This window comes from Enterobacter sp. JS8-1 (genome assembly GCF_049187015.1).
Lineage (GTDB): Bacteria > Pseudomonadota > Gammaproteobacteria > Enterobacterales > Enterobacteriaceae > Enterobacter > Enterobacter mori.
In genome coordinates this window covers 4,329,300-4,350,277 of record NZ_CP185805.1, presented here as the reverse complement: position 1 = coordinate 4,350,277, position 20,978 = coordinate 4,329,300, and the positions used below count along the sequence as shown (strand labels likewise).

Below are 20,978 nucleotides of genomic sequence, written 5' to 3'. Positions count from 1 at the left end.
ATTTCATTACGCAAGATTTTCGAAGTATGCCTCCAACGCCTCCAGCTGTACGCTGGCATCCTCTATGGCGTTGAATGTGCGCCGAAACTGGTCATTTGGAGCGTGCTCCTGGAGATACCAGGAGACGTGTTTACGCGCAATTCGGTACCCTTTTGCCTGACCGTAGTGGTCATGCAATTCCCGAACATGCGAACAAAGCAAGCGCTTGACCTCTGCCAGTGGCAGCGGAGCAAGCAGCTCCCCAGTGTCCAGATAATGCTGGATTTCCCGAAAGATCCAGGGTCTTCCCTGAGCGGCACGTCCTATCATCAGAGCATCAGCTCCCGTATAGTCGAGCACAGCTCTGGCTTTAAGCGGGTCAGTAATGTCACCATTCGCGATAATCGGAATGGAAACTTTCTGCTTAACTGCCCGAATGCTGTCGTATTCAGCTTCACCGTTGAACAAACAGGCGCGAGTGCGTCCATGAATGGTCAGGGCCTGAATGCCACAGTCTTCGGCCAGTTGGGCAATCTCTACACAGTTACGGTGTTCCGGCGACCAACCCGTGCGAATCTTTAACGTAACAGGAACGTCCACTGCGCTGACAACCGCCGTCAGGATTGACTTCACCTGGTCGGGGTATTGCAGAAGGGCTGAACCTGCAAGCTTGCGATTCACTTTCTTGGCCGGGCAACCCATATTGATATCAATAATTTGGGCACCACTTTCCACGTTGATACGCGCGGCGTCTGCCATCTCTTCAGGCACGCTTCCGGCAATTTGCACGGTGCGAATACCTGGCTCATCCACATGCACCATCCGCAAACGTGACTTATCGCTTTCCCACACTTGTGGGTTAGACGACATCATCTCGGAAACGGTTAATCCTGCTCCCATCTCGTAGCACAACGTCCTGAACGGCCGGTCGGTAATACCTGCCATTGGCGCTGCGATCAGGCGATTTCTGAGCTGGTGGTGTCCGATGCGCATGAGTTAAGAAATGACCATACTGTGACTGCAAGGCGGCGTATATTACGCATTTTTTGCACGAGATGAAAGGCCAAACTTTGAACAATCCACTGCTGTAGATCAAGGAATCGCCGCTAAGACTATTCGGTGAAAATTATTCACCATTTAAATCATTGTGTTATGCATTAATGGTTATTTTATGGGCGCTTACAATTTCCCGTAACTTCTCATCATTTCTGAATAAATGAATCACATCAGCGGGATAATCTGCTGTTTTTAACAGCAGATTATCCCGCTTCTTTGCGATCTGCGTCGCATTTTAGAACATCATCTCAGCGCGAAAAATGCACATTATTCAACGACGACGCGGCCATGAAGTGACTGTACCGGACGGTTATTATCATGATGCATCGTGTGGGTGAATTTACCCAACTGTTCTGCTGAGACGGTCAGCGGATGCTTGAGCACAATCCAGGTGACGCCCTCGGAGCACGGTGGGGTGGTGAGTGACCCGCTAAAGCGCCAGTACGTCTTATCTTTTGGCAGCAGCTGGTTCATGTCGAGGTTTGGCTTGATGCTGACATTCTGGTCAACCTGGCCTGGCATCACGCCCCAGAGTTTATCCAGCTCAGCGTTAGCGGCATCTTGATTAAACATCACGGCAACCACCACCAGTTCACCCTTCTCGTTCTTATGCACCAGATGCATTTCCATTGCGAACGCCTTACCGTGCACTGTGTTTTCACTCGGCGCGTGGAAGTGGAACTGCTGTAAGGTCCAGGTTTGGTTATCGAGGGTAATGCTGTCGCGGGTGTCCGCCTTTTCAGCGGCCTGAATAGTATGTCCGTTGTTTGTCAGCGTAACGGGGCCGTCAATATAGTGTGTATCCAGGGGGGATAGGTGTGCTTTCTCGGTGGAATCGATGTTAATGGGAGACTGGTTCATCCCGCTTTTACAGGTCTTGTACGCCTCGTCCAGCTCGCCCCAGTGCTCCGGTGCGCCTTCACCTTGATAACTCCAGTGTGATGCAATAGCGGAAGCCGAGACCATGCTCAGCGCCAGCAGTGCTGCCTTGCCATAAACGTGTTTCATTACATTCTTCCTGTGAATTTTATTATTCAAATCAAAAATAAAACGTATGATTTGTGTGGTTATTTTAGCGGAGACAGGTGAAAGGCGGGAGAAATATCAGAGGAAAAGAGGCGTGGTCAGAGGACCACGCCAAAGGCTTATTTTTTACGACCGGTAATGCGGCACCACTCTTCTTTCTCAACCACCGGGTCGAGCGCGAAGAGATCGGCATAGGCTTCACAGACGCTGTCAGCCTGGCTTGCCAGAATACCAGAAAGCCCCAGCAGACCGCCCTCAACGGGCAGCACGCTGATTAACGGTGCCAGTTCACGTAATGGGCCAGCCAGGATGTTTGCCACTACCACGTCGGCTTTCATGGCCTCAGGTTGAGCATCAGGCAGATACAGCTCCAGACGGTCGGAAACGCCGTTACGCTCGGCATTATCGCGGCTGGCCTGAATCGCCTGCGGATCGATATCGATCCCGATGGCTTTTGCCGCGCCCAGTTTCAGGGCAGCAATCGCAAGGATCCCGGAACCGCAGCCGAAGTCGATCACCGTCTTGCCTTCCAGATCCAGTCCGTCCAGCCACTGCAAACAGAGTGAGGTTGTTGGATGGGTGCCAGTTCCAAACGCCAGACCCGGATCGAGCATCACGTTGACCGCATTCGCGTCCGGTACGTCGCGCCAGCTTGGGCAAATCCATAGACGCTTGCCGAACTGCATCGGGTGGAAGTTATCCATCCACTCGCGTTCCCAGTCTTTGTCTTCCAGCTGTTCGATTTTATGCACAAAGCCTGCGCCCAGCAGCGGATGGTTTTCCAGAAGGGCAACCACCTCTTTCATATCGGTTTCCGCATCGAACAGGCCGATAACGTCGGTATCACCCCACAGGCGGGTTTCGCCCGGCAGCGGCTCAAAGACCGGCGTGTCATGCGTGTCCTGGAAGGTGATTGAGACCGAACCGGCCTCCATCAGCGCATCGCTCAGTTCCTCGGCGTTAGCGCCGGTTGTGTTCAGTTTTAGTTGGATCCACGGCATGGCAAAACTCTTTATTTATCAGTAGAAATCATAGCGGGTTGTGGAACGGGCTGACCGAAACGGTTTCCCACCACAAACGCCAGTAAACTTAGCAGTAACGAAGGCACAATCGGATGGAAGCCCAGATACTGAATTTTAAATGTTGCGAGCACGGCGTAAAGCACGCCGCCGACAATCATGGCGCTCAGCGCGCCTGTAGCATTCGCGCGCTCCCAGTAGAGTCCCAATACCAGCGGCCACAGGAAAACGGCTTCAAGGCCGCCAAACGCGAGCAGGTTCAGCCAGATGATCATCTCGGGTGGGCGCCAGGCAGCTAACAGCAGCAATGCGCCTAACACCAGCGTAATAACGGCCGACATGCGCTTCAGGCGTCGCTCATTTTCGACCTGCTCCGGGCGCAGGTTCAGATAAAGATCTTTAATGATCGTAGCGGAACTTTGCAGCAGCTGAGCGTTGATTGTCGACATGATGGCGGCCATCGGTGCGGCAAGGAAAATCCCGGCAGCGAACGGCGGAAGCACTTTGACCATCAGCGTTGGGATCACCAGATCCGGCACGGTGAGATCGGGGATCACCGCGCGCCCTAATGCGCCCGCCAGGTGCATACCAAACATCAGGATCGCGACAACGATAGTGCCGATAATGATACCTCGGTGCACGGCTTTGCTGTCTTTATAAGAGATACAGCGCACAGCCGTATGCGGCAGACCGATAACCCCAAAGCACACTAATACCCAGAACGAGGTCATAAATGTTGGGGAAAGGATGTCATCGGCGCCCTGCGGCGAAACCAGTTTTGGATCGATCGCCTCGAGCGTTTCAACCGCATGGCTCAGGCCGCCCGCGGCGTGGACGATGCCGACCAGCAGGACGATAGTGCCGATAAGCATAACCATGCCCTGCATCGTGTCGTTCAGCACGCTGGCGCGGAATCCACCAAACGCGGTATACAGCGCAATGCTTACCCCAAAGATGATCAGACCTGTCTCGTAGGGGATCCCGGCCGCCGTTTCCAGCAGGCGTGCCCCACCGATAAACTGTACCGTCATCGCGCCAATAAAGGCCACCAGCAGGCTTAAGCTGGCCAGCCACACCAGTAAACGGCTCTGGTAGCGAGCAAACAGCATATCGTTGAGCGTCACGGCATTGTAACGGCGCGCCAGAATGGCAAATTTTTTGCCCAGTATGCCGAGTGAGAGCCAGACGGCAGGAAGCTGGATCATTGCCAGCAGTACCCAGCCTAACCCGTATTTGTAGGCGGCACCGGGTCCACCGATAAATGAACTGGCGCTGATGTAGGTCGCGGTCAGCGTCATGGCCAGCACGACGCCGCCCATCGAGCGGCTACCGAGGAAATACTCGTTCAGGAAGCTACCTGTCGTGCGTTTCCGCATGGCGTAAACGGACAAACCAAACACCACTAACAAGTACGCGATAAGCGGCAGAATGACTTCAAGCTGCATCATCGTCCTCCAGCGGAATATCACGATAAATGAATTTCACCATTGCCCAGCACAGCAGGATAAAGACCAGCGGTACCAGCAGGCAGGCCATTTCAAACCAGTGTGGCAGGCCGGTGATGCCAATAGCGGAGTCAGGTAAGTAAGCGGTTACTAACCAGGCGGCGAGATAGAGAAGGGTCAGCCACAGCGCCCAGCGCGCTTCTTTATGGGCCTGAACAAAACGCTTGTCCATTTTATGTCCCTTGTGGATGAAGAAAGCGGGGATTGTACATGATGGGGCCTGGCGATCCCCAGAAATAAAAAAGGCCGGATAATCCGGCCTTTTCGCGTTGCTGCAGTCTTACTTCTCGTGCAGACCGAGTTTCTTCTCAAGATAGTGGATGTTAGTCCCACCATTCTGGAAGTGCTCGTCGCTCATGATGCGCATCTGCAGATCGACGTTGGTTTTGATACCGTCGATGATCAGCTCCTGCAGGGCGTTCTTCATGCGGGCAATCGCCACGTCACGGTTTTCGCCGTAGCAGATAAGCTTACCGATCATTGAGTCATAGTACGGCGGTACGGTGTAACCGGCGTAGATATGAGATTCCCAACGCACACCAAAGCCACCCGGCGCGTGGAAACGCGTGATTTTACCCGGGCTTGGCAGGAAGGTATTCGGGTCTTCGGCGTTGATACGGCATTCCACCGCATGGCCTTTCACCACAACTTCTTCCTGTTTGATGGACAGAGGCTGACCGGCTGCGATACGCAGCTGTTCTTTGATCAGGTCAACGCCGGTGATCATTTCTGTCACAGGGTGTTCAACCTGAATACGGGTGTTCATTTCGATGAAATAGAACTCGCCGTTTTCGAACAGGAACTCAAAGGTACCTGCACCGCGATAGCCGATATCGACACACGCTTTAGAGCAACGCTCGCCGATGTAGCGACGCAGTTCCGGGGTAATGCCCGGTGCTGGCGCTTCTTCGACCACTTTCTGGTGACGACGCTGCATGGAGCAGTCACGTTCTGCCAGATAGATGGCGTTACCCTGACCGTCAGCCAGCACCTGAATTTCGATGTGGCGTGGGTTTTCCAGGTATTTTTCCATGTACACCATGTCATTGCTGAAAGCGGCTTTCGCTTCTGCTTTGGTCATGGAGATGGACTGAGCCAGTTCAGCATCGCTGCGCACAACGCGCATACCGCGACCGCCGCCGCCGCCGGACGCCTTGATGATAACCGGGTAGCCAATGCGTTTAGCATGAGCACGGTTAGCATCCATGTCGTCGGTCAGAGGGCCGTCAGAGCCGGGTACGGTTGGAACACCGGCTTTTTTCATGGCGGTGATTGCAGACACTTTGTCGCCCATCAGGCGAATGGTGTCGGCTTTCGGGCCGATGAAGATAAAGCCAGAGCGTTCAACCTGCTCAGCAAAGTTGGCGTTCTCAGAGAGGAAGCCGTAACCCGGATGAATTGCCACCGCGCCGGTGATTTCAGCGGCGCTGATGATAGCCGGGATGTTCAGATAGCTTTTTACGGACGGAGCCGGGCCAATACAGACCGTCTCATCCGCCAGCAATACGTGTTTTAAATCGCGATCCGCGCTTGAGTGCACGGCCACGGTCTTGATGCCCAGTTCTTTACAGGCACGAAGAATACGCAATGCAATCTCGCCACGGTTGGCGATAACAATTTTATCCAGCATGTTCGCCTCGTTACTCGATGACGACCAGCGGCTCGTCAAATTCTACCGGCTGACCACTTTCGACCAGAATCGCTTTCACAGTACCTGACTTGTCAGCTTCGATCTGGTTCATCATTTTCATCGCTTCAACGATGCACAGGGTATCGCCTACGTTGACTTTCTGACCCACTTCGATGAACGCCTTCGCGTCCGGGCTCGGGGTGCGGTAGAAAGTACCAACCATTGGGGAACGTACGATGTGACCACTGATTTCTGCAGCTGCTGCAGGTGCGGCTTCTGCGGCTGGCGCAACGGCTGCGGAAAGCGCAGGCTGCTGCACTGGCGCAGCATAAGCTTGCTGCATTACCGGGAAGCTAGCGGCTGGGGCTGCACGGCTGATGCGTACAGACTCTTCGCCTTCAGAAATTTCCAGTTCGGAGATGCCTGATTCTTCAACCAGCTCGATCAGTTTTTTAATCTTACGAATATCCATGAGTGGGTTCCGTACTCTTGTTTAGTTTGATTGTGACAAGCGTTTTACCGCTGTCTGTAAAGCGTATGAATAACCGTCTGCACCCAGACCACAGATCACGCCAGCAGCGATATCTGACAGATAGGAATGGTGGCGGAACGGCTCTCGGGCGTGCACGTTACTCAGGTGGATCTCGATAAACGGGATACTCACCGCGAGCAGTGCGTCGCGAATAGCTACACTGGTGTGCGTAAACGCGGCCGGATTGATCAGGATATAGTCCACATTGTCTTTAGCCTGATGAATACGGTCGATGATTGCGTACTCCGCATTTGACTGAAAATGGTCCAAATCGACATTCAGCAAAGCTGCTTCCGTCATCAGACGGTTAACAATTTCACTCAATGTTAGCGTGCCGTACTTCTCTGGCTCACGGGTGCCGAGCATGTTCAGGTTCGGTCCGTTCAAAACTAAGATCTGGAATTTATCCGCCATTGTGCCGCTATCTCCTGCGAATTTCCGGTAAAAAACAAAATATACCTTCGATGCGCGATTGTCACCTAATCAGAGTCTGAAAACTCCATCAGGAAAACCAAAGTCGCACATTATAACGATTTCGTAGCATTTGGCAGCTAAATACTGGTCTTATCAGGGAAGATTATCAACCGCTATCGAAAAAAGATTCACGGTCGATAAGTAATCTGCGGGAAAACGCACAGTTTCACGAACTATCGCAACCACTGGCGGAACTTCTTGTAACGCCACGCTAAAAGCGCCAGTGCCAGCAGGGCATAGATGACCGGCTGCGGTGATAAAATCTTCACTGACCACAGGTAGTGGATGGGCGCGAGGATCGCGACAAGATAGACGAAGTTATGCAAGAGTTGCCAGCGCCTGCCCAGTTTTCGCTGGGCATATTGCGTGGAGGTCAGCGCTAATGCCAGCAACACCAGCCAGCTGACGATCCCCAGCGTCAAATACGGGCGCGTAACCAGTTCGCGGCCTAACAGTGCCAGATTATTAATGCCCAACTCCAGAAGCGCGTAGCTGGTGAGGTGCAGCGTCGCCCAGGCAAAACACCATAACCCCAGCAGCCGACGGGTGCGTATCAAAAGTGGCTGTTTAGCGTAGCGTGCCAGCGGCGATATCAGCAAGGTTGCCAGTAAAAATTTCAGAGCCATCCTACCGGTAAAATGTTGAATATCTTTCGCTGGATCGGCGCTGAATGCGCCGTGACTGACCGCCCAGAACAGCCAGATAAAAGGAAGCAGCCCGGCCAGGTGCAATAACACTTTGAGCCAGGTTATATGCTTAACGGTTAAACGCACTCAGAAGTTCTCCCGTAAACTCAGCCCGCGATAGAGCGACGCCACTTCATCCGCATAGCCGTTAAACAGCAGTGTAGGCTGACGCTTCACATCCAATGCGCCGCCAGAGCCGATAAACCGCTCGGTGGCCTGCGACCAGCGCGGATGGTCAACGTGGGGGTTCACGTTAGCAAAAAAACCGTACTCGCCGGGGGCCGCCAGGTTCCAGGTGGTCGGCGGACGTTCGCGGGTAAGCTTAATGCTGACGATAGATTTAATCCCCTTAAAACCGTATTTCCACGGTACGGTCAGGCGAACAGGCGCGCCGTTTTGCGGTGGAAGCGCTTTGCCGTAAACCCCAACGGTCAGCAGGGTGAGCGGATGCATGGCTTCGTCGAGGCGTAGCCCCTCCACATAAGGATACTCAAGCCCGCCGCCGATGAACCGATCCTTCTGGCCCGGCATCTCGTCCGGGGCGTAGCGCGTCTGGAAGGAGACGTATTTTGCATTGCTGGTGGGTTCAACCAGCGCCAGCAGCTTGTGCAGCGGGAAGCCGACCCAGGGCACCACCATCGACCAGGCCTCTACGCAGCGCATGCGATAGATACGTTCTTCGAGCGGAAAACGTGTGGTGAGGTCGTGATGATCCAGCGTGATGGGCTTTGCTACCTCACCGTCGATTTTCAGGGTCCACGGATCGGTTTTCATGCTGCCTGCATTGGCGGCAGGATCGGCCTTATCCAGACCAAATTCGTAGAAGTTGTTATAGCCGGTAACTTTATCTTCCGGCGTGAGCGTCAGTTTGTTTTGCCATTCGGCCGGTTTCGTAAAGGTGAGTGGGGCACCGGAAGGGGCTTTCGGACGATCGTTGCCTTTAAACCAGTCGAGCAGATCGGCATGAGCCGCAGGAGTAAGGGTCAGCGCAGTGGCGCTGATGCCAAGCATTTTCAGGATCTGGCGGCGCTGTAACATAAAGACAGATTCTGACGTTACGTCGGCTTCCGTCAGTTTTCGGTTTTTCATGGCATCCTCCGTCATGCGTTTTTCTAAGCATGACGGAGGAGAAGCGTTAGCGCGAATATGTCACGAAAAATTGAAGATTAGGCAATTTTTACCAGCGCACGACCGTGGAACTGGTTATCCATGATTTTACTGGCATATTCAGGTGCCTGGCTGAGCGTAATCTCGGTGGCGCTCTGTGTATAGAATGATTCAGGGAGGTCGCGCGCCAGACGTTCCCAGGCTTCTGCACGACGGGCAGACGGGGTCATCACGGAATCTACACCTTGCAGGCGAACGTTACGCAGTATGAATGGCATCACGGTGGTTGGCAGGGCAAAACCGCCCGCCAGGCCACAGGCCGCCACGCAGCCGCCGTAGTTCATCTGCGCCAGCACTTTCGCCAGGACTTTGTCACCGACGGTATCCACCGCTCCCGCCCAGATCTGTTTTTCCAGCGGGCGGGTTTCGGCAAACTCTTCGCGGCCCAGAATTCGGTTGGCACCGAGTTGACGCAGATAGTCATGGGTGCTTTCGCGGCCAGACACGGCAGCAACCTGATACCCCAACTTGTGCAGCAGCGTCACCGCCGTGCTACCCACGCCACCGCTGGCACCGGTCACGACAATCTCACCGGACTCTGGACGAATACCAGCATCTTCCAGCGCCATCACGCACAGCATGGCGGTAAACCCTGCGGTACCGATGATCATCGCTTTGCGACCATCCAGACCGTTTGGCAGCGGTACCAGCCAGTCACCTTTCACGCGGGCTTGTGAGGCCAGTCCGCCCCAGTGATTTTCTCCCACGCCCCAGCCCGTGAGCAGTACTTGCTGACCCGCATGGAAGCGAGGATCTTCGCTGGTATGCACGCGGCCTGAAAAATCGATCCCTGGCACCATCGGGAAATTTCGGATGATTTTACCCTTACCGGTAATTGCCAGTGCATCTTTGTAATTTAAGCTGGACCAGTCGATATCGACGGTTACTTCGCCTTCGGGCAGTCGACTCTCTTCAATGGCTTGCACCGAGGCAAGCGTTTTGCCGTCCTGCTGTTCTAAGATCAAAGCCTGCATACAGGGTCCCCATTACGATTAAGATGATTGGAAAATAACGTCTGAAGACTATACTCGCTCAGTGCAACGCTATGCCGATTTAACGCAATAAATTGCCAGATACACCCGATTTGGTAGTATGCCGCATCTCAAATGCAAGTTAGCGCTTACTCGCTACCCCATCAACCCACGGAGTAATCTCAAGGATGCGATTAACGACGAAGTTCTCGGCTTTTATCACCCTGCTAACGGGGTTAACGATTTTTGTCACCCTGATTGGCTGCTCCTTAAGTTTTTATAATGCCATCCAGGACAAGCTGGTTAATCGGGTAGAGTCGGTTGCATCGGTTATTGATACGCGTTTGATTACAACTTCATTCCCGGCACTGTCGCCAGAGCTGGATGAACTGATGGTGCCTGTTGATATTGTTCGGGTCGATATCGTCCAGGGAAAGCAGACCGTTTTCAGTCACACCCGGCGGGGGAGCTACCGTCCAGCCGGTACGGTCAGTCAGTATCGGGTCGTCACGGTCGATTCGCTTAAACATCCGGGTATGACCATTCGCATGGTCTATCAGGATCCGATGGCCAACTATTTTCACTCGTTGATGACCACCGCGCCTCTCACCATTGCTGTTGCTTTTATCGTGCTGCTTATTTTTCTGGCGGTTCGTTGGTTGCGCCGTCAGCTTGCCGGACAAGAATTGCTTGAAACACGCTCAGTAAGGATCCTGAACGGCGAGCGTGGCCCGCAGGTGCGGGGTTCGGTCTATGAGTGGCCGACGCGCACCAGTAGCGCACTGGATGTGTTGCTCTCAGAAATCCAGTTCGCCAGCGACCAGCGTAGCCGCATGGACACGCTAATCCGCTCTTACGCGGCACAGGATAATAAAACCGGTCTGAATAACCGTCTCTTTTTTGATAATCAACTGGCGACGTTGTTGGATGACTCCGAAAAGGTGGGTACCCACGGCGTAGTCATGATGGTCCGCTTGCCTGATTTCGATCTGCTGCGCGACACCTGGGGACAGCGTGTGGCGGAAGAGAACCTCTTTACGCTGATCAATCTCCTGTCTACTTTTATCATGCGCTACCCGGGGGCGCTGCTGGCACGTTATCACCGGAGTGACTTTGCCGTGTTATTGCCGCACCGCACGTTGAAAGAGGCGGAAAGTATTGCCAGCCAGCTACTGAAAGCCGTCGATGCGCTGCCGCAAAGCAAAATGCTCGACAGAGACGATATGGTCCATATGGGGATCTGTGCCTGGCGCGGTGGGCAATCGACTGAGCAGGTGATGGAGCATGCGGAAGCCGCTACCCGCAACGCCGTTTTGCAGGGCGCAAACGGATGGGCGGTTTACGACGATTCGCTGCCGGAAAAAGGACGCGGGAACGTGCGCTGGCGTACTTTGATTGAGCAAATGCTCAGTCGTGGCGGGCCACGGATCTATCAAAAACCGGCGGTCCTGAAAAATGGAAATGTGCACCACCGCGAGTTGATGTGCCGTATTTTTGATGGCTCGGAAGAGGTTATTTCTGCTGAATACCTGCCGATGGTGCTGCAATTTGGATTATCCGAAGAGTATGACCGCCAGCAGATAACCCGGGTGATTCCGTTTTTATCGTTTTGGCCGGAAGAAAACCTGGCATTACAGGTTACCGTAGAGTCGTTAATACGCCCGCGTTTTCAACGCTGGCTGCGCGATACTTTAATGCAATGCGAAAAATCGCAACGCAAACGCATTATTTTTGAACTTGCTGAGGCGGATGTAGGTCAACACATCAGCCGGTTGCGTCCGGTGGTGCGTTTGATCAATGCGTTGGGTGCGCGAGTAGCGGTCACGCAGGCCGGTTTAACGCTGGTCAGTACCCATTGGATCAAGGAGCTGGATGTTGAGTTATTAAAGTTACATCCAGGTCTGGTAAGGAATATCGAAAAGCGCACGGAAAACCAGCTGCTGGTACAGAGTCTGGTGGAAGCATGCAAAGGAACGCAAACACAAGTATTTGCCGCAGGCGTGCGTTCGCGAAGTGAATGGCAGATGTTGACAGAGCGCGGTGTAACAGGAGGTCAGGGGGATTTTTTTGCCGCCTCTCAGCCGCTTGACACCAATGTGAAAAAATATTTGCAAAGATACTCTGTTTGACCTGCCGTTTAATTTGTTTTCACGTAGAATATCGCGCCTGTAGCTTTGAGTATGACGAGCAAAACGCCAGTGAACGACCTTTAACGGGTTACAAATGAACATGAGGGACGCTGCTGTTTACTCAGCCCTGAGGGAATCCGGGGATGCATTTGTAACAAAGGAAACGTACTGCACAAATTTTCACCGCTGCAGATGATTTTTGCGCCTTGTCGCTGCTGCGTGTGGTTGGTAAAGTAAGCGGATTTTGTTTTCCGCCCCAGCTTTCAGGATTATCCCTTAGTATGTTGAAAAAATTTCGTGGCATGTTTTCCAATGACCTGTCCATTGACCTGGGTACCGCGAATACCCTTATTTATGTAAAAGGACAAGGCATCGTATTGAATGAGCCTTCTGTTGTGGCCATTCGTCAGGATCGTGCTGGCTCGCCAAAAAGCGTGGCCGCAGTGGGTCATGACGCGAAGCAGATGCTGGGTCGTACCCCTGGCAACATTGCCGCAATCCGCCCAATGAAAGACGGCGTTATCGCTGACTTCTTCGTGACTGAAAAAATGCTTCAGCACTTCATTAAGCAGGTTCACAGCAATAGCTTCATGCGTCCAAGCCCGCGTGTGCTGGTGTGTGTGCCCGTTGGCGCGACTCAGGTTGAACGTCGCGCAATCCGTGAATCCGCACAGGGTGCCGGTGCACGTGAAGTGTTCCTGATTGAAGAACCAATGGCTGCGGCAATCGGTGCGGGTCTGCCTGTTTCCGAAGCGACCGGTTCTATGGTGGTGGATATCGGTGGTGGTACCACTGAAGTGGCCGTTATCTCCCTGAACGGCGTGGTGTACTCCTCTTCCGTGCGTATCGGTGGTGACCGTTTCGACGAAGCCATCATTAATTACGTGCGCCGTAACTACGGCTCTCTGATTGGTGAAGCCACCGCAGAGCGTATTAAGCACGAAATCGGTTCTGCTTACCCAGGCGATGAAGTTCGCGAAATCGAAGTTCGCGGTCGTAACCTGGCTGAAGGCGTTCCACGCGGCTTTACCCTGAACTCCAACGAAATCCTGGAAGCGTTGCAAGAGCCGCTGACCGGTATTGTGAGCGCGGTAATGGTTGCGCTGGAACAGTGCCCGCCAGAGCTGGCGTCCGATATCTCCGAGCGCGGTATGGTTCTGACCGGTGGTGGTGCGCTGCTGCGTAACCTCGACCGCCTGTTAATGGAAGAGACAGGAATTCCTGTCGTAGTTGCAGAAGATCCACTGACTTGCGTAGCCCGTGGTGGTGGCAAGGCGCTGGAAATGATCGACATGCACGGCGGCGACTTGTTCAGCGAAGAGTAGTCATTGTGAAAGGGTAGCGCATTGCTACCCTTTCTCTCTGACGCGAGAATACGCATAGCCTATGAAGCCAATTTTTAGCCGTGGCCCATCGCTACAGTTTCGCCTTATCCTGGCGGTTCTGGTTGCGCTTGGGGTCATTATTGCCGATAGCCGCCTCGGTACGTTCAGCCAGATCAGAACGTACATGGATACCGCCGTCAGTCCTTTCTACTTTGTATCAAATGGTCCCCGTGAACTGCTCGACTCCGTTTCTCAAACGCTGTCTTCACGCGACCAACTCGAACTCGAAAACCGGGCATTACGTCAGGAACTGCTGCTGAAAAACAGCGAACTGCTGATGCTGGGACAGTACAAGCAGGAAAACGCGCGTCTGCGCGAGCTGCTTGGCTCGCCGCTGCGTCAGGATGAGCAGAAAATGGTCACGCAGGTGATCTCTACCGTCAACGATCCTTACAGCGATCAGGTGGTGATCGACAAAGGCAGCGTCAACGGTGTATACGAAGGCCAGCCTGTTATCAGTGATAAAGGCGTTGTGGGTCAGGTCGTGGCGGTTGCCAAACTGACCAGCCGCGTGCTGCTGATTTGTGATGCCACCCATGCGCTGCCGATTCAGGTTCTGCGTAACGACATTCGCGTGATTGCGGCCGGTAACGGCTGTACGGACGATCTGCAACTCGAACATCTGCCAGCCAACACGGACATCCGTGTGGGTGACGTGCTGGTGACGTCAGGTCTGGGCGGACGCTTCCCTGAAGGCTATCCCGTTGCGGTTGTCTCTTCCGTGAAGCTGGATACGCAACGTGCGTATACCGTCATCCAGGCGCGTCCGACCGCCGGTTTACAGCGTCTGCGCTACCTGCTGCTGCTGTGGGGGGCCGATCGTAACGGCGCCAACCCGATGACGCCTGAAGATGTGCATCGCGTGGCAAATGAGCGTCTGATGCAGATGATGCCTCAGGTTCTCCCTGCGCCAGACGCGATGGGGCCGCCTGCGCCTGTACCGGCTCCTGCTACGGGATTAACGCAGCCGCCACCGCCACCTCAAGTGTCGGGTGGAGGGCAGTAGTGGCAAGTTATCGTAGCCAGGGACGCTGGGTTATCTGGCTCTCATTTCTTATCGCATTGTTGCTGCAAATCATGCCCTGGCCGGACGACATCCTCGTTTTCCGGCCAAACTGGGTATTGCTCATTTTGCTCTACTGGATCCTCGCCCTGCCGCACCGCGTAAATGTGGGCACAGGTTTTGTGATGGGTGCCATACTGGATCTCATTAGCGGCTCTACGCTTGGCGTACGCGCGTTATCCATGAGCATTATTGCGTACCTCGTCGCACTCAAATTCCAGCTCTTTCGTAACCTCGCGCTCTGGCAACAGGCGCTGGTGGTGATGTTGTTGTCACTTGCTGCGGATATCGTTGTTTTCTGGGCAGAGTTTTTAGTGATCAACGTCTCTTTCCGACCGGAAGTGTTCTGGAGTAGTGTAGTAAACGGTGTGCTCTGGCCATGGCTGTTCCTGCTGATGCGTAAAATTCGCCAGCAGTTTGCCGTGCAGTAAAAGGTTTCTATGACGTCTATCTATCTTGCCTCTGGTTCTCCGCGTCGTCAGGAGTTGCTCACTCAGTTGGGCGTCTCCTTTGAACGTATCGTTACGGGTATTGAAGAGAAACGTGCTGAGGGGGAAAGTGCCCAGCAGTATGTTTCCCGTCTGGCGCGTGAAAAAGCGCAGGCTGGCATGGTGCAAACGCCGCGTGACCTTCCGGTTCTGGGGGCGGATACCATCGTTATCCTTAACGGTGAAGTGCTGGAGAAACCGCATGACGCTGACCATGCAGCGCGAATGCTACGTAAAATGTCCGGGCAAACGCATCAGGTGATGACGGCCGTTGCGCTGGCGGACAGTCAAAACGTGCTGGATTGCCTGGTCGTGACGGACGTGACGTTCAGAGTGCTTACCGACGACGAGATCGCCGCTTACATTGCCAGCGGTGAACCGATGGATAAAGCAGGTGCATACGGTATTCAAGGGTTGGGTGGCTGTTTTGTCAGGAAGATTAATGGCAGCTATCACGCCGTAGTCGGCTTACCGCTGGTGGAAACGTATGAGTTGCTGAGCAATTTTAACTCACTGCGTGAGGGAAGGGATAATTATGACGGCTGAATTGTTGGTAAACGTAACGCCCTCGGAAACCCGTGTGGCCTACATTGATGGTGGCATTCTTCAAGAAATTCATATTGAGCGTGAAGCGCGACGCGGAATCGTAGGCAATATCTACAAAGGTCGTGTCAGTCGTGTACTACCGGGTATGCAGGCGGCTTTTGTAGATATTGGGCTCGATAAGGCGGCATTTCTTCATGCTTCCGACATCATGCCGCACACCGAGTGTGTGGCAGGGGAAGAGCAAAAACAGTTTGCCGTCCGCGACATCTCCGAGCTGGTACGTCAAGGCCAGGATCTGATGGTGCAGGTGGTGAAAGATCCGCTGGGTACTAAAGGTGCCCGCCTGACCACCGACATCACGTTACCTTCCCGTTACCTGGTCTTTATGCCGGGTGCATCGCACGTGGGGGTTTCCCAACGTATTGAGAGCGAAACCGAACGTGAACGTCTGAAAAAAGTCGTCAGCGCCTACTGCGACGAACAGGGCGGATTTATCATCCGTACCGCCGCGGAAGGGATCAGCGAAGAAGACCTGGCATCCGATGCGGCCTACCTCAAGCGCGTCTGGACCAAAGTGATGGAGCGTAAAAAACGCAACCAGACCCGCTATCAGCTGTACGGTGAGCTGGCGCTCGCGCAGCGTGTTCTGCGTGATTTCGCCGACGCGCAGCTTGACCGCATTCGCGTGGACTCTCGCTTGACCTATGAAGCCCTGCTGGAGTTTACCGCCGAGTACATCCCGGAAATGCCGGGCCTGCTGGAGCATTACTCCGGCCGCCAGCCGATTTTCGATCTCTATGATGTCGAAAACGAAATCCAGCGCGCGCTGGAGCGTAAGGTCGAGCTGAAATCCGGCGGCTATCTGATCATCGATCAGACCGAAGCGATGACGACCGTGGATATCAACACCGGGGCGTTTGTCGGCCATCGCAATCTGGATGACACCATCTTCAACACCAATATCGAAGCCACGCAGGCCATTGCTCGCCAGCTTCGTCTGCGCAATCTGGGCGGCATTATCATCATCGACTTTATCGATATGAGTAATGAAGACCATCGCCGTCGCGTGCTGCACTCGCTTGAGCAGGCACTGAGTAAAGATCGCGTGAAAACCAGCATCAACGGCTTCTCTCAGCTGGGTCTGGTGGAAATGACCCGGAAACGGACGCGCGAAAGCGTGGAACATGTGTTGTGTAACGAGTGTCCAACCTGCCACGGACGCGGTACGGTAAAGACGGTTGAGACCGTCTGTTATGAAATCATGCGAGAAATCGTGCGTGTCCATCATGCCTACGACTCAGACCGTTTTCTGGTCTATGCTTCCCCTGCGGTGGCGGAAGCCCTGAAAGGCGAAGAGTCGCACGCGCTGGCGGAAGTGGAAATCTTTGTCGGCAAGCAGGTAAAAGTACAAATCGAACCGCTCTATAACCAGGAGCAGTTTGACGTCGTGATGATGTAAACCGCAGTTCGCTGCGAGACCAAAGCTGACAAGGAGAGATGCGTGAGGCGATTGCCGGGGATTTTACTGCTTACAGGGGCAACGCTGGTCGTGATTGTCGCGTTGCTCGTGAGCGGGCTACGCCTCGTTCTGCCGCATCTGGATAGCTGGCGCCCGCAGGTGCTGGCGAAAATCGAATCCGCCACTGGCGTGCCGGTGGACGTAAGCCAGATCAGTGCGAGCTGGCAGAACTTCGGTCCAACGCTCGATGCGCGGGATATCAATGCCAGCCTGAAAGACGGCGGCCATCTGAAAATTAAACGCGTAACGCTGGCGCTGGATGTCTGGCAAAGCCTGCTGCATCTGCGCTGGCAGTTTCGCGATCTTACCTTCTGGCAACTCCAGTTCCTGACCAATACGCCCCTGCGCAGTGGCGATGGCGATCAGGGACTGGAAACCAACCGCATCAGCGATCTCTTCCTGCGCCAGTTCGATCACTTTGATCTCCGCGACAGCGAGGTGAGCTTTATTACCCTTTCGGGGCAACGTGCCGAGCTGGCGATCCCACAGCTGACCTGGCTGAACGGTAAAGACCGTCATCGTGCCGAGGGACAGGTGAATCTCTCCAGCCTGAATGGGCAGCATGGCGTGATGCAGGTGCGTATGGATCTGCGTGACGACAATGGGTTACTGAACAACGGTAAGGTTTGGCTGCAGGCCGACGATGTGGATGTGAAACCCTGGCTGGGTGACTGGCTGCAGCAAAACATGCAGCTGGAAACCGCTCGTTTCAGCCTTGAAGGCTGGATGACGCTGACAAACGGGGAATTCGCCAGCGGCGACATCTGGCTGAAGCAGGGGGGCGCGAGCTGGAAAGCAGAGAACCAGCAGCATCAGCTTTCCGTGGATAATCTCACTGCGCACGTGACTCAGGAGAAAGAAGGCTGGCAGTTTGCTATTCCCGATACGCGCATCACCATGGACAACAAGCCGTGGCCACGCGGTGCGCTGACGCTGGCCTGGATGCCGGAACAGGATGTCGGCGGGGCAAGCAGCAAACGCAGTGACGAGCTACGTATTCGAGCCAGCAATCTGGATCTGACCGCCATCGAAGGGCTGCGCTCGATGGCCGCAAAACTCTCGCCTGACCTTGGTGAGATCTGGCTGGCCACGCAGCCGAGCGGGACGATCGACGCCCTGGGGCTGGACATCCCGCTTCAGGCGACGGAGAAAACGCGCTTCCAGGCCACATGGAAAGACCTTGCCTGGAAGCAGTGGAAACTACTGCCAGGCGCAGAACACTTCAGCGGCAAACTGGAAGGTAGCGTGGAAAACGGCAGGCTGACGGTCGATATGCACGACGCCAAAATGCCGTATGAAACCGTCTTCCGCGCCCCGCTGGAAATCGAGCATGGCAACGCTACGCTGAGCTGGCTTAAAAATGACAAAGGTTTTCAGCTTGATGGCCGCGATATTGATGTCAAAGCAAAAGCCGTACATGCACGCGGGGATTTCCGCTATCTGAAGCCCGAAGGCGATGAGCCGTGGCTGGGTATTCTTGCAGGGATCAGCACTAGCGACGGCTCACAGGCCTGGCGCTACTTCCCGGAGAACCTGATGGGCAAAGCGCTGGTGGATTACCTGAGCGGCGCGATCCAGGGCGGGCAGGCGGATAACGCCACGCTGGCCTATGGCGGTAATCCCCATCTGTTCCCTTACAAGCATAATGAAGGCCAGTTCCAGGTGCTGGTGCCGCTGCACAACGCCACTTTCGCCTTCCAGCCGGGTTGGCCTGCGCTGAAAAATCTGGATATTGAACTCAACTTTCTCAATGACGGATTGTGGATGAAGTCAGACAGCGTTGCGCTGGGTGGCGTGACGGCCAGCAATCTGACGGCAAATATCCCGGACTATTCCAAAGAGAAGCTGCTTATTGATGCGGATATCAATGGCCCGGGCAAGGCGGTTGGGCCGTATTTTGAGGATACGCCGTTGGATGATTCACTGGGAGCCACCCTTCAGGAGCTACAGTTGGATGGCGATGTAAGTGCTCGCTTACATCTGGATATCCCGCTGGACGGTGAGATGACCACCGCGAAAGGCGATGTTCGTCTGAACAACAATAGCCTGTACATCAAACCGCTCGACAGCACGCTGAAAAACCTCACGGGGCAGTTCAGCTTCGTGAACGGCAACCTGAAGAGTGAGCCACTTAAAGCGAACTGGTTCAATCAGCCCGTCAATATTGATTTCTCAACCACCGAAGGGGAAAAGGCCTATCAGGTGGCGGTTAATCTGGATGCTAACTGGCAGCCTGCCAGAATGGATGTTTTGCCGAAGCCAATCGCGCAATCGGTGGATGGCGCCGTTTCCTGGAACGGTAAGGTCGCTATCGATCTGCCTTATCACGCTGGCGCCCGCTATAAGGTCGATATCACTGGCGACCTGAAAAACATCAGCAGCCAGCTTCCCGCGCCGCTGGATAAACACGCCGGGCAGGCGCTGCCAGTGAAGCTCAACGTTGATGGCAACCTCAATAGCTTCGCGCTGACCGGCAGCGCAGGCGAGACAAACCACTTCAACAGCCGCTGGCTGCTTAACCGCAAGCTTACGCTCGACAGGGCCATCTGGACGACTGACAGCCGCACCACGCCGCCGCTGCCTGAACAGGCAGGCATTGAACTTAACCTTCCGGCGATGGATGGTGCCGAATGGCTGGCGCTCTTCAAGAAAGGCGTGGGGCAGAACGTAGACGAGACCGCTCAGTTCCCGCAGACCATTACCCTGCGCACGCCTGCGCTGACGCTGGGCGGGCAGCGGTGGAACAACCTGAGCATTGTCTCTCAGCCGACGAGCAACGGGACAAAGGTAGAGGCTCAGGGCAGGGAAATTAACGCCACGTTAAATATGCGCGATAACGCGCCGTGGCTGGCCGCGATCCGCTACCTCTACTACAACCCGACGGTCGCGAGCAGTCAAGACCAGGCCGAAGGCCCGTCGCCGTTCAGTAACGCTTCCCGCATTGATTTCAGCGGCTGGCCCGATCTGCAGCTACGCTGCGCGGAATGCTGGCTGTGGGGGCAAAAGTACGGACGCATTGACGGAGATGTTGCTATCAAAGGCAATACGTTGAGCCTGACCGGTGGGCTGGTCGATACCGGCTTTGGCCGCCTGACGGCTGCGGGCGAATGGGTCAATAACCCAGGCGAGCAGCGCACCTCGCTGAAAGGCGACATCAAGGGCAACAAGCTGGATGCAGCGGCTAACTTCTTTGGCATCAGCACACCGCTTCGCGGCTCGTCATTTGACGTCAATTACGATCTGCACTGGCGCGCGGCACCGTGGAAGCCAGATGAAGCGTCGCTAAACGGCATCTTGAAAACGCACTTCGGCAAAGGTGAAATTGCCGATGTGAGTACCGGGCGCGCCGGGCAGATCCTGCGCCTGCTGAGTTTTGATGCCCTGCTGCGCAAGCTGCGCTTCGATTTTAGCGACACCTTCAGCGAAGGTTTCTACTATGACTCCATTCGCAGTACGGCGTGGATCAAGGACGGCGTTCTGCACACTGACGACACGCTGGTCGATGGCCTGGAAGCGGATATCGCCATGAAAGGCTCGGTGAACCTCGTGCGTCGCGAACTGGATATGGAAGCCGTGGTGGCGCCGGAAATTTCCGCAAGCGTGGGCGTTGCGGCGGCCTTTGTGGTGAACCCGATTGTCGGTGCGGCGGTGTTTGCCGCCAGTAAAGTGTTGGGGCCACTGTGGAGCAAGGTCTCTATTCTGCGCTACCGCATCACCGGTCCGATCGATAAACCGCAGATTAACGAGGTGCTGCGCCAGCCGCGCAAAGATGCACAGCAATGATTTGACGTGGGCAGGTAATT

18 protein-coding genes are annotated in these 20,978 nt (G+C 54.7%); 7 read left to right on the top strand and 11 right to left on the bottom strand.

Annotated features, from left to right (window positions below; all coding sequences use genetic code 11):
* Nucleotides 1–6: 6 nt before the first annotated feature.
* The 11 genes from dusB to ACOQH0_RS20665 form a co-directional block, all read right to left on the bottom strand.
* On the bottom strand, nt 7–972 hold the full coding sequence (gene dusB, locus ACOQH0_RS20715; protein ID WP_010436190.1) for a tRNA dihydrouridine synthase DusB: 966 nt from the start codon (nt 970–972) through the stop codon (nt 7–9).
* 330 nt (nt 973–1,302) lie between these two features.
* The gene (locus ACOQH0_RS20710) at nt 1,303–2,043 is read right to left on the bottom strand and encodes a carbonic anhydrase (RefSeq protein ID WP_421511123.1); all 741 of its coding nucleotides are present in this window, start codon (nt 2,041–2,043) and stop codon (nt 1,303–1,305) included.
* A gap of 137 nt (nt 2,044–2,180) precedes the next feature.
* A complete protein-coding gene (prmA, locus tag ACOQH0_RS20705) occupies nt 2,181–3,062 on the bottom strand; it encodes a 50S ribosomal protein L11 methyltransferase (protein ID WP_089598437.1) in 882 nt (293 codons plus the stop codon).
* A gap of 11 nt (nt 3,063–3,073) precedes the next feature.
* Nucleotides 3,074–4,525 carry a sodium/pantothenate symporter gene (gene panF, locus ACOQH0_RS20700; protein ID WP_421512383.1) on the bottom strand — a complete coding sequence of 484 codons (1,452 nt, stop codon included), beginning with the start codon at nt 4,523–4,525 and terminating at the stop codon, nt 3,074–3,076.
* Nucleotides 4,515–4,757, bottom strand: coding sequence for a YhdT family protein (locus ACOQH0_RS20695; RefSeq protein WP_006178860.1), 243 nt, complete (start codon nt 4,755–4,757; stop codon nt 4,515–4,517). Before ACOQH0_RS20695 ends, panF begins: the two co-directional genes overlap by 11 nt.
* A 108-nt stretch (nt 4,758–4,865) precedes the next feature.
* A complete protein-coding gene (gene accC, locus ACOQH0_RS20690; protein WP_010436177.1) occupies nt 4,866–6,215 on the bottom strand; it encodes an acetyl-CoA carboxylase biotin carboxylase subunit in 1,350 nt (449 codons plus the stop codon).
* Nucleotides 6,216–6,225: 10 nt separating this feature from the next.
* On the bottom strand, nt 6,226–6,687 hold the full coding sequence (accB, locus tag ACOQH0_RS20685; protein WP_010436174.1) for an acetyl-CoA carboxylase biotin carboxyl carrier protein: 462 nt from the start codon (nt 6,685–6,687) through the stop codon (nt 6,226–6,228).
* A 21-nt stretch (nt 6,688–6,708) separates the two neighbouring features.
* Nucleotides 6,709–7,161, bottom strand: coding sequence for a type II 3-dehydroquinate dehydratase (gene aroQ, locus ACOQH0_RS20680; protein ID WP_421511122.1), 453 nt, complete (start codon nt 7,159–7,161; stop codon nt 6,709–6,711).
* A gap of 233 nt (nt 7,162–7,394) precedes the next feature.
* Nucleotides 7,395–7,994, bottom strand: a complete 600-nt coding sequence (gene msrQ / locus ACOQH0_RS20675; protein ID WP_126545360.1) for a protein-methionine-sulfoxide reductase heme-binding subunit MsrQ — start codon at nt 7,992–7,994, stop codon at nt 7,395–7,397.
* Nucleotides 7,995–8,996 carry a protein-methionine-sulfoxide reductase catalytic subunit MsrP gene (msrP, locus tag ACOQH0_RS20670; RefSeq protein ID WP_421511121.1) on the bottom strand — a complete coding sequence of 334 codons (1,002 nt, stop codon included), beginning with the start codon at nt 8,994–8,996 and terminating at the stop codon, nt 7,995–7,997.
* A 77-nt stretch (nt 8,997–9,073) separates the two neighbouring features.
* Nucleotides 9,074–10,048 (bottom strand): MDR family oxidoreductase, encoded by a 975-nt coding sequence (locus ACOQH0_RS20665; protein WP_421511120.1) that lies wholly within the window; start codon nt 10,046–10,048, stop codon nt 9,074–9,076.
* 185 nt (nt 10,049–10,233) lie between these two features.
* Here ACOQH0_RS20665 and csrD point away from each other — a divergent pair, with 185 nt between their 5' ends.
* The 7 genes from csrD (at nt 10,234) to yhdP (ending at nt 20,958) form a co-directional block, all read left to right on the top strand.
* Entirely contained in the window at nt 10,234–12,174 is a 1,941-nt protein-coding gene (csrD, locus tag ACOQH0_RS20660) for an RNase E specificity factor CsrD (RefSeq protein ID WP_421511119.1), read from the top strand.
* Nucleotides 12,175–12,455: 281 nt separating this feature from the next.
* The gene (mreB, locus tag ACOQH0_RS20655) at nt 12,456–13,499 is read left to right on the top strand and encodes a rod shape-determining protein MreB (protein WP_000913396.1); all 1,044 of its coding nucleotides are present in this window, start codon (nt 12,456–12,458) and stop codon (nt 13,497–13,499) included.
* 61 nt (nt 13,500–13,560) lie between these two features.
* Entirely contained in the window at nt 13,561–14,565 is a 1,005-nt protein-coding gene (gene mreC, locus ACOQH0_RS20650) for a rod shape-determining protein MreC (RefSeq protein ID WP_010436162.1), read from the top strand.
* Nucleotides 14,565–15,053 carry a rod shape-determining protein MreD gene (mreD, locus tag ACOQH0_RS20645; RefSeq protein ID WP_010436160.1) on the top strand — a complete coding sequence of 163 codons (489 nt, stop codon included), beginning with the start codon at nt 14,565–14,567 and terminating at the stop codon, nt 15,051–15,053. The genes mreC and mreD overlap by 1 nt, the downstream gene beginning before the upstream one ends.
* A 9-nt stretch (nt 15,054–15,062) precedes the next feature.
* Nucleotides 15,063–15,656, top strand: a complete 594-nt coding sequence (locus ACOQH0_RS20640; RefSeq protein WP_421511118.1) for a Maf family protein — start codon at nt 15,063–15,065, stop codon at nt 15,654–15,656.
* The gene (rng, locus tag ACOQH0_RS20635) at nt 15,646–17,115 is read left to right on the top strand and encodes a ribonuclease G (RefSeq protein ID WP_010436156.1); all 1,470 of its coding nucleotides are present in this window, start codon (nt 15,646–15,648) and stop codon (nt 17,113–17,115) included. The genes ACOQH0_RS20640 and rng overlap by 11 nt, the downstream gene beginning before the upstream one ends.
* Before the next feature lie 42 nt (nt 17,116–17,157).
* Nucleotides 17,158–20,958, top strand: a complete 3,801-nt coding sequence (gene yhdP / locus ACOQH0_RS20630) for an AsmA2 domain-containing protein YhdP (RefSeq protein WP_421511117.1) — start codon at nt 17,158–17,160, stop codon at nt 20,956–20,958.
* Nucleotides 20,959–20,978: the final 20 nt, after the last annotated feature.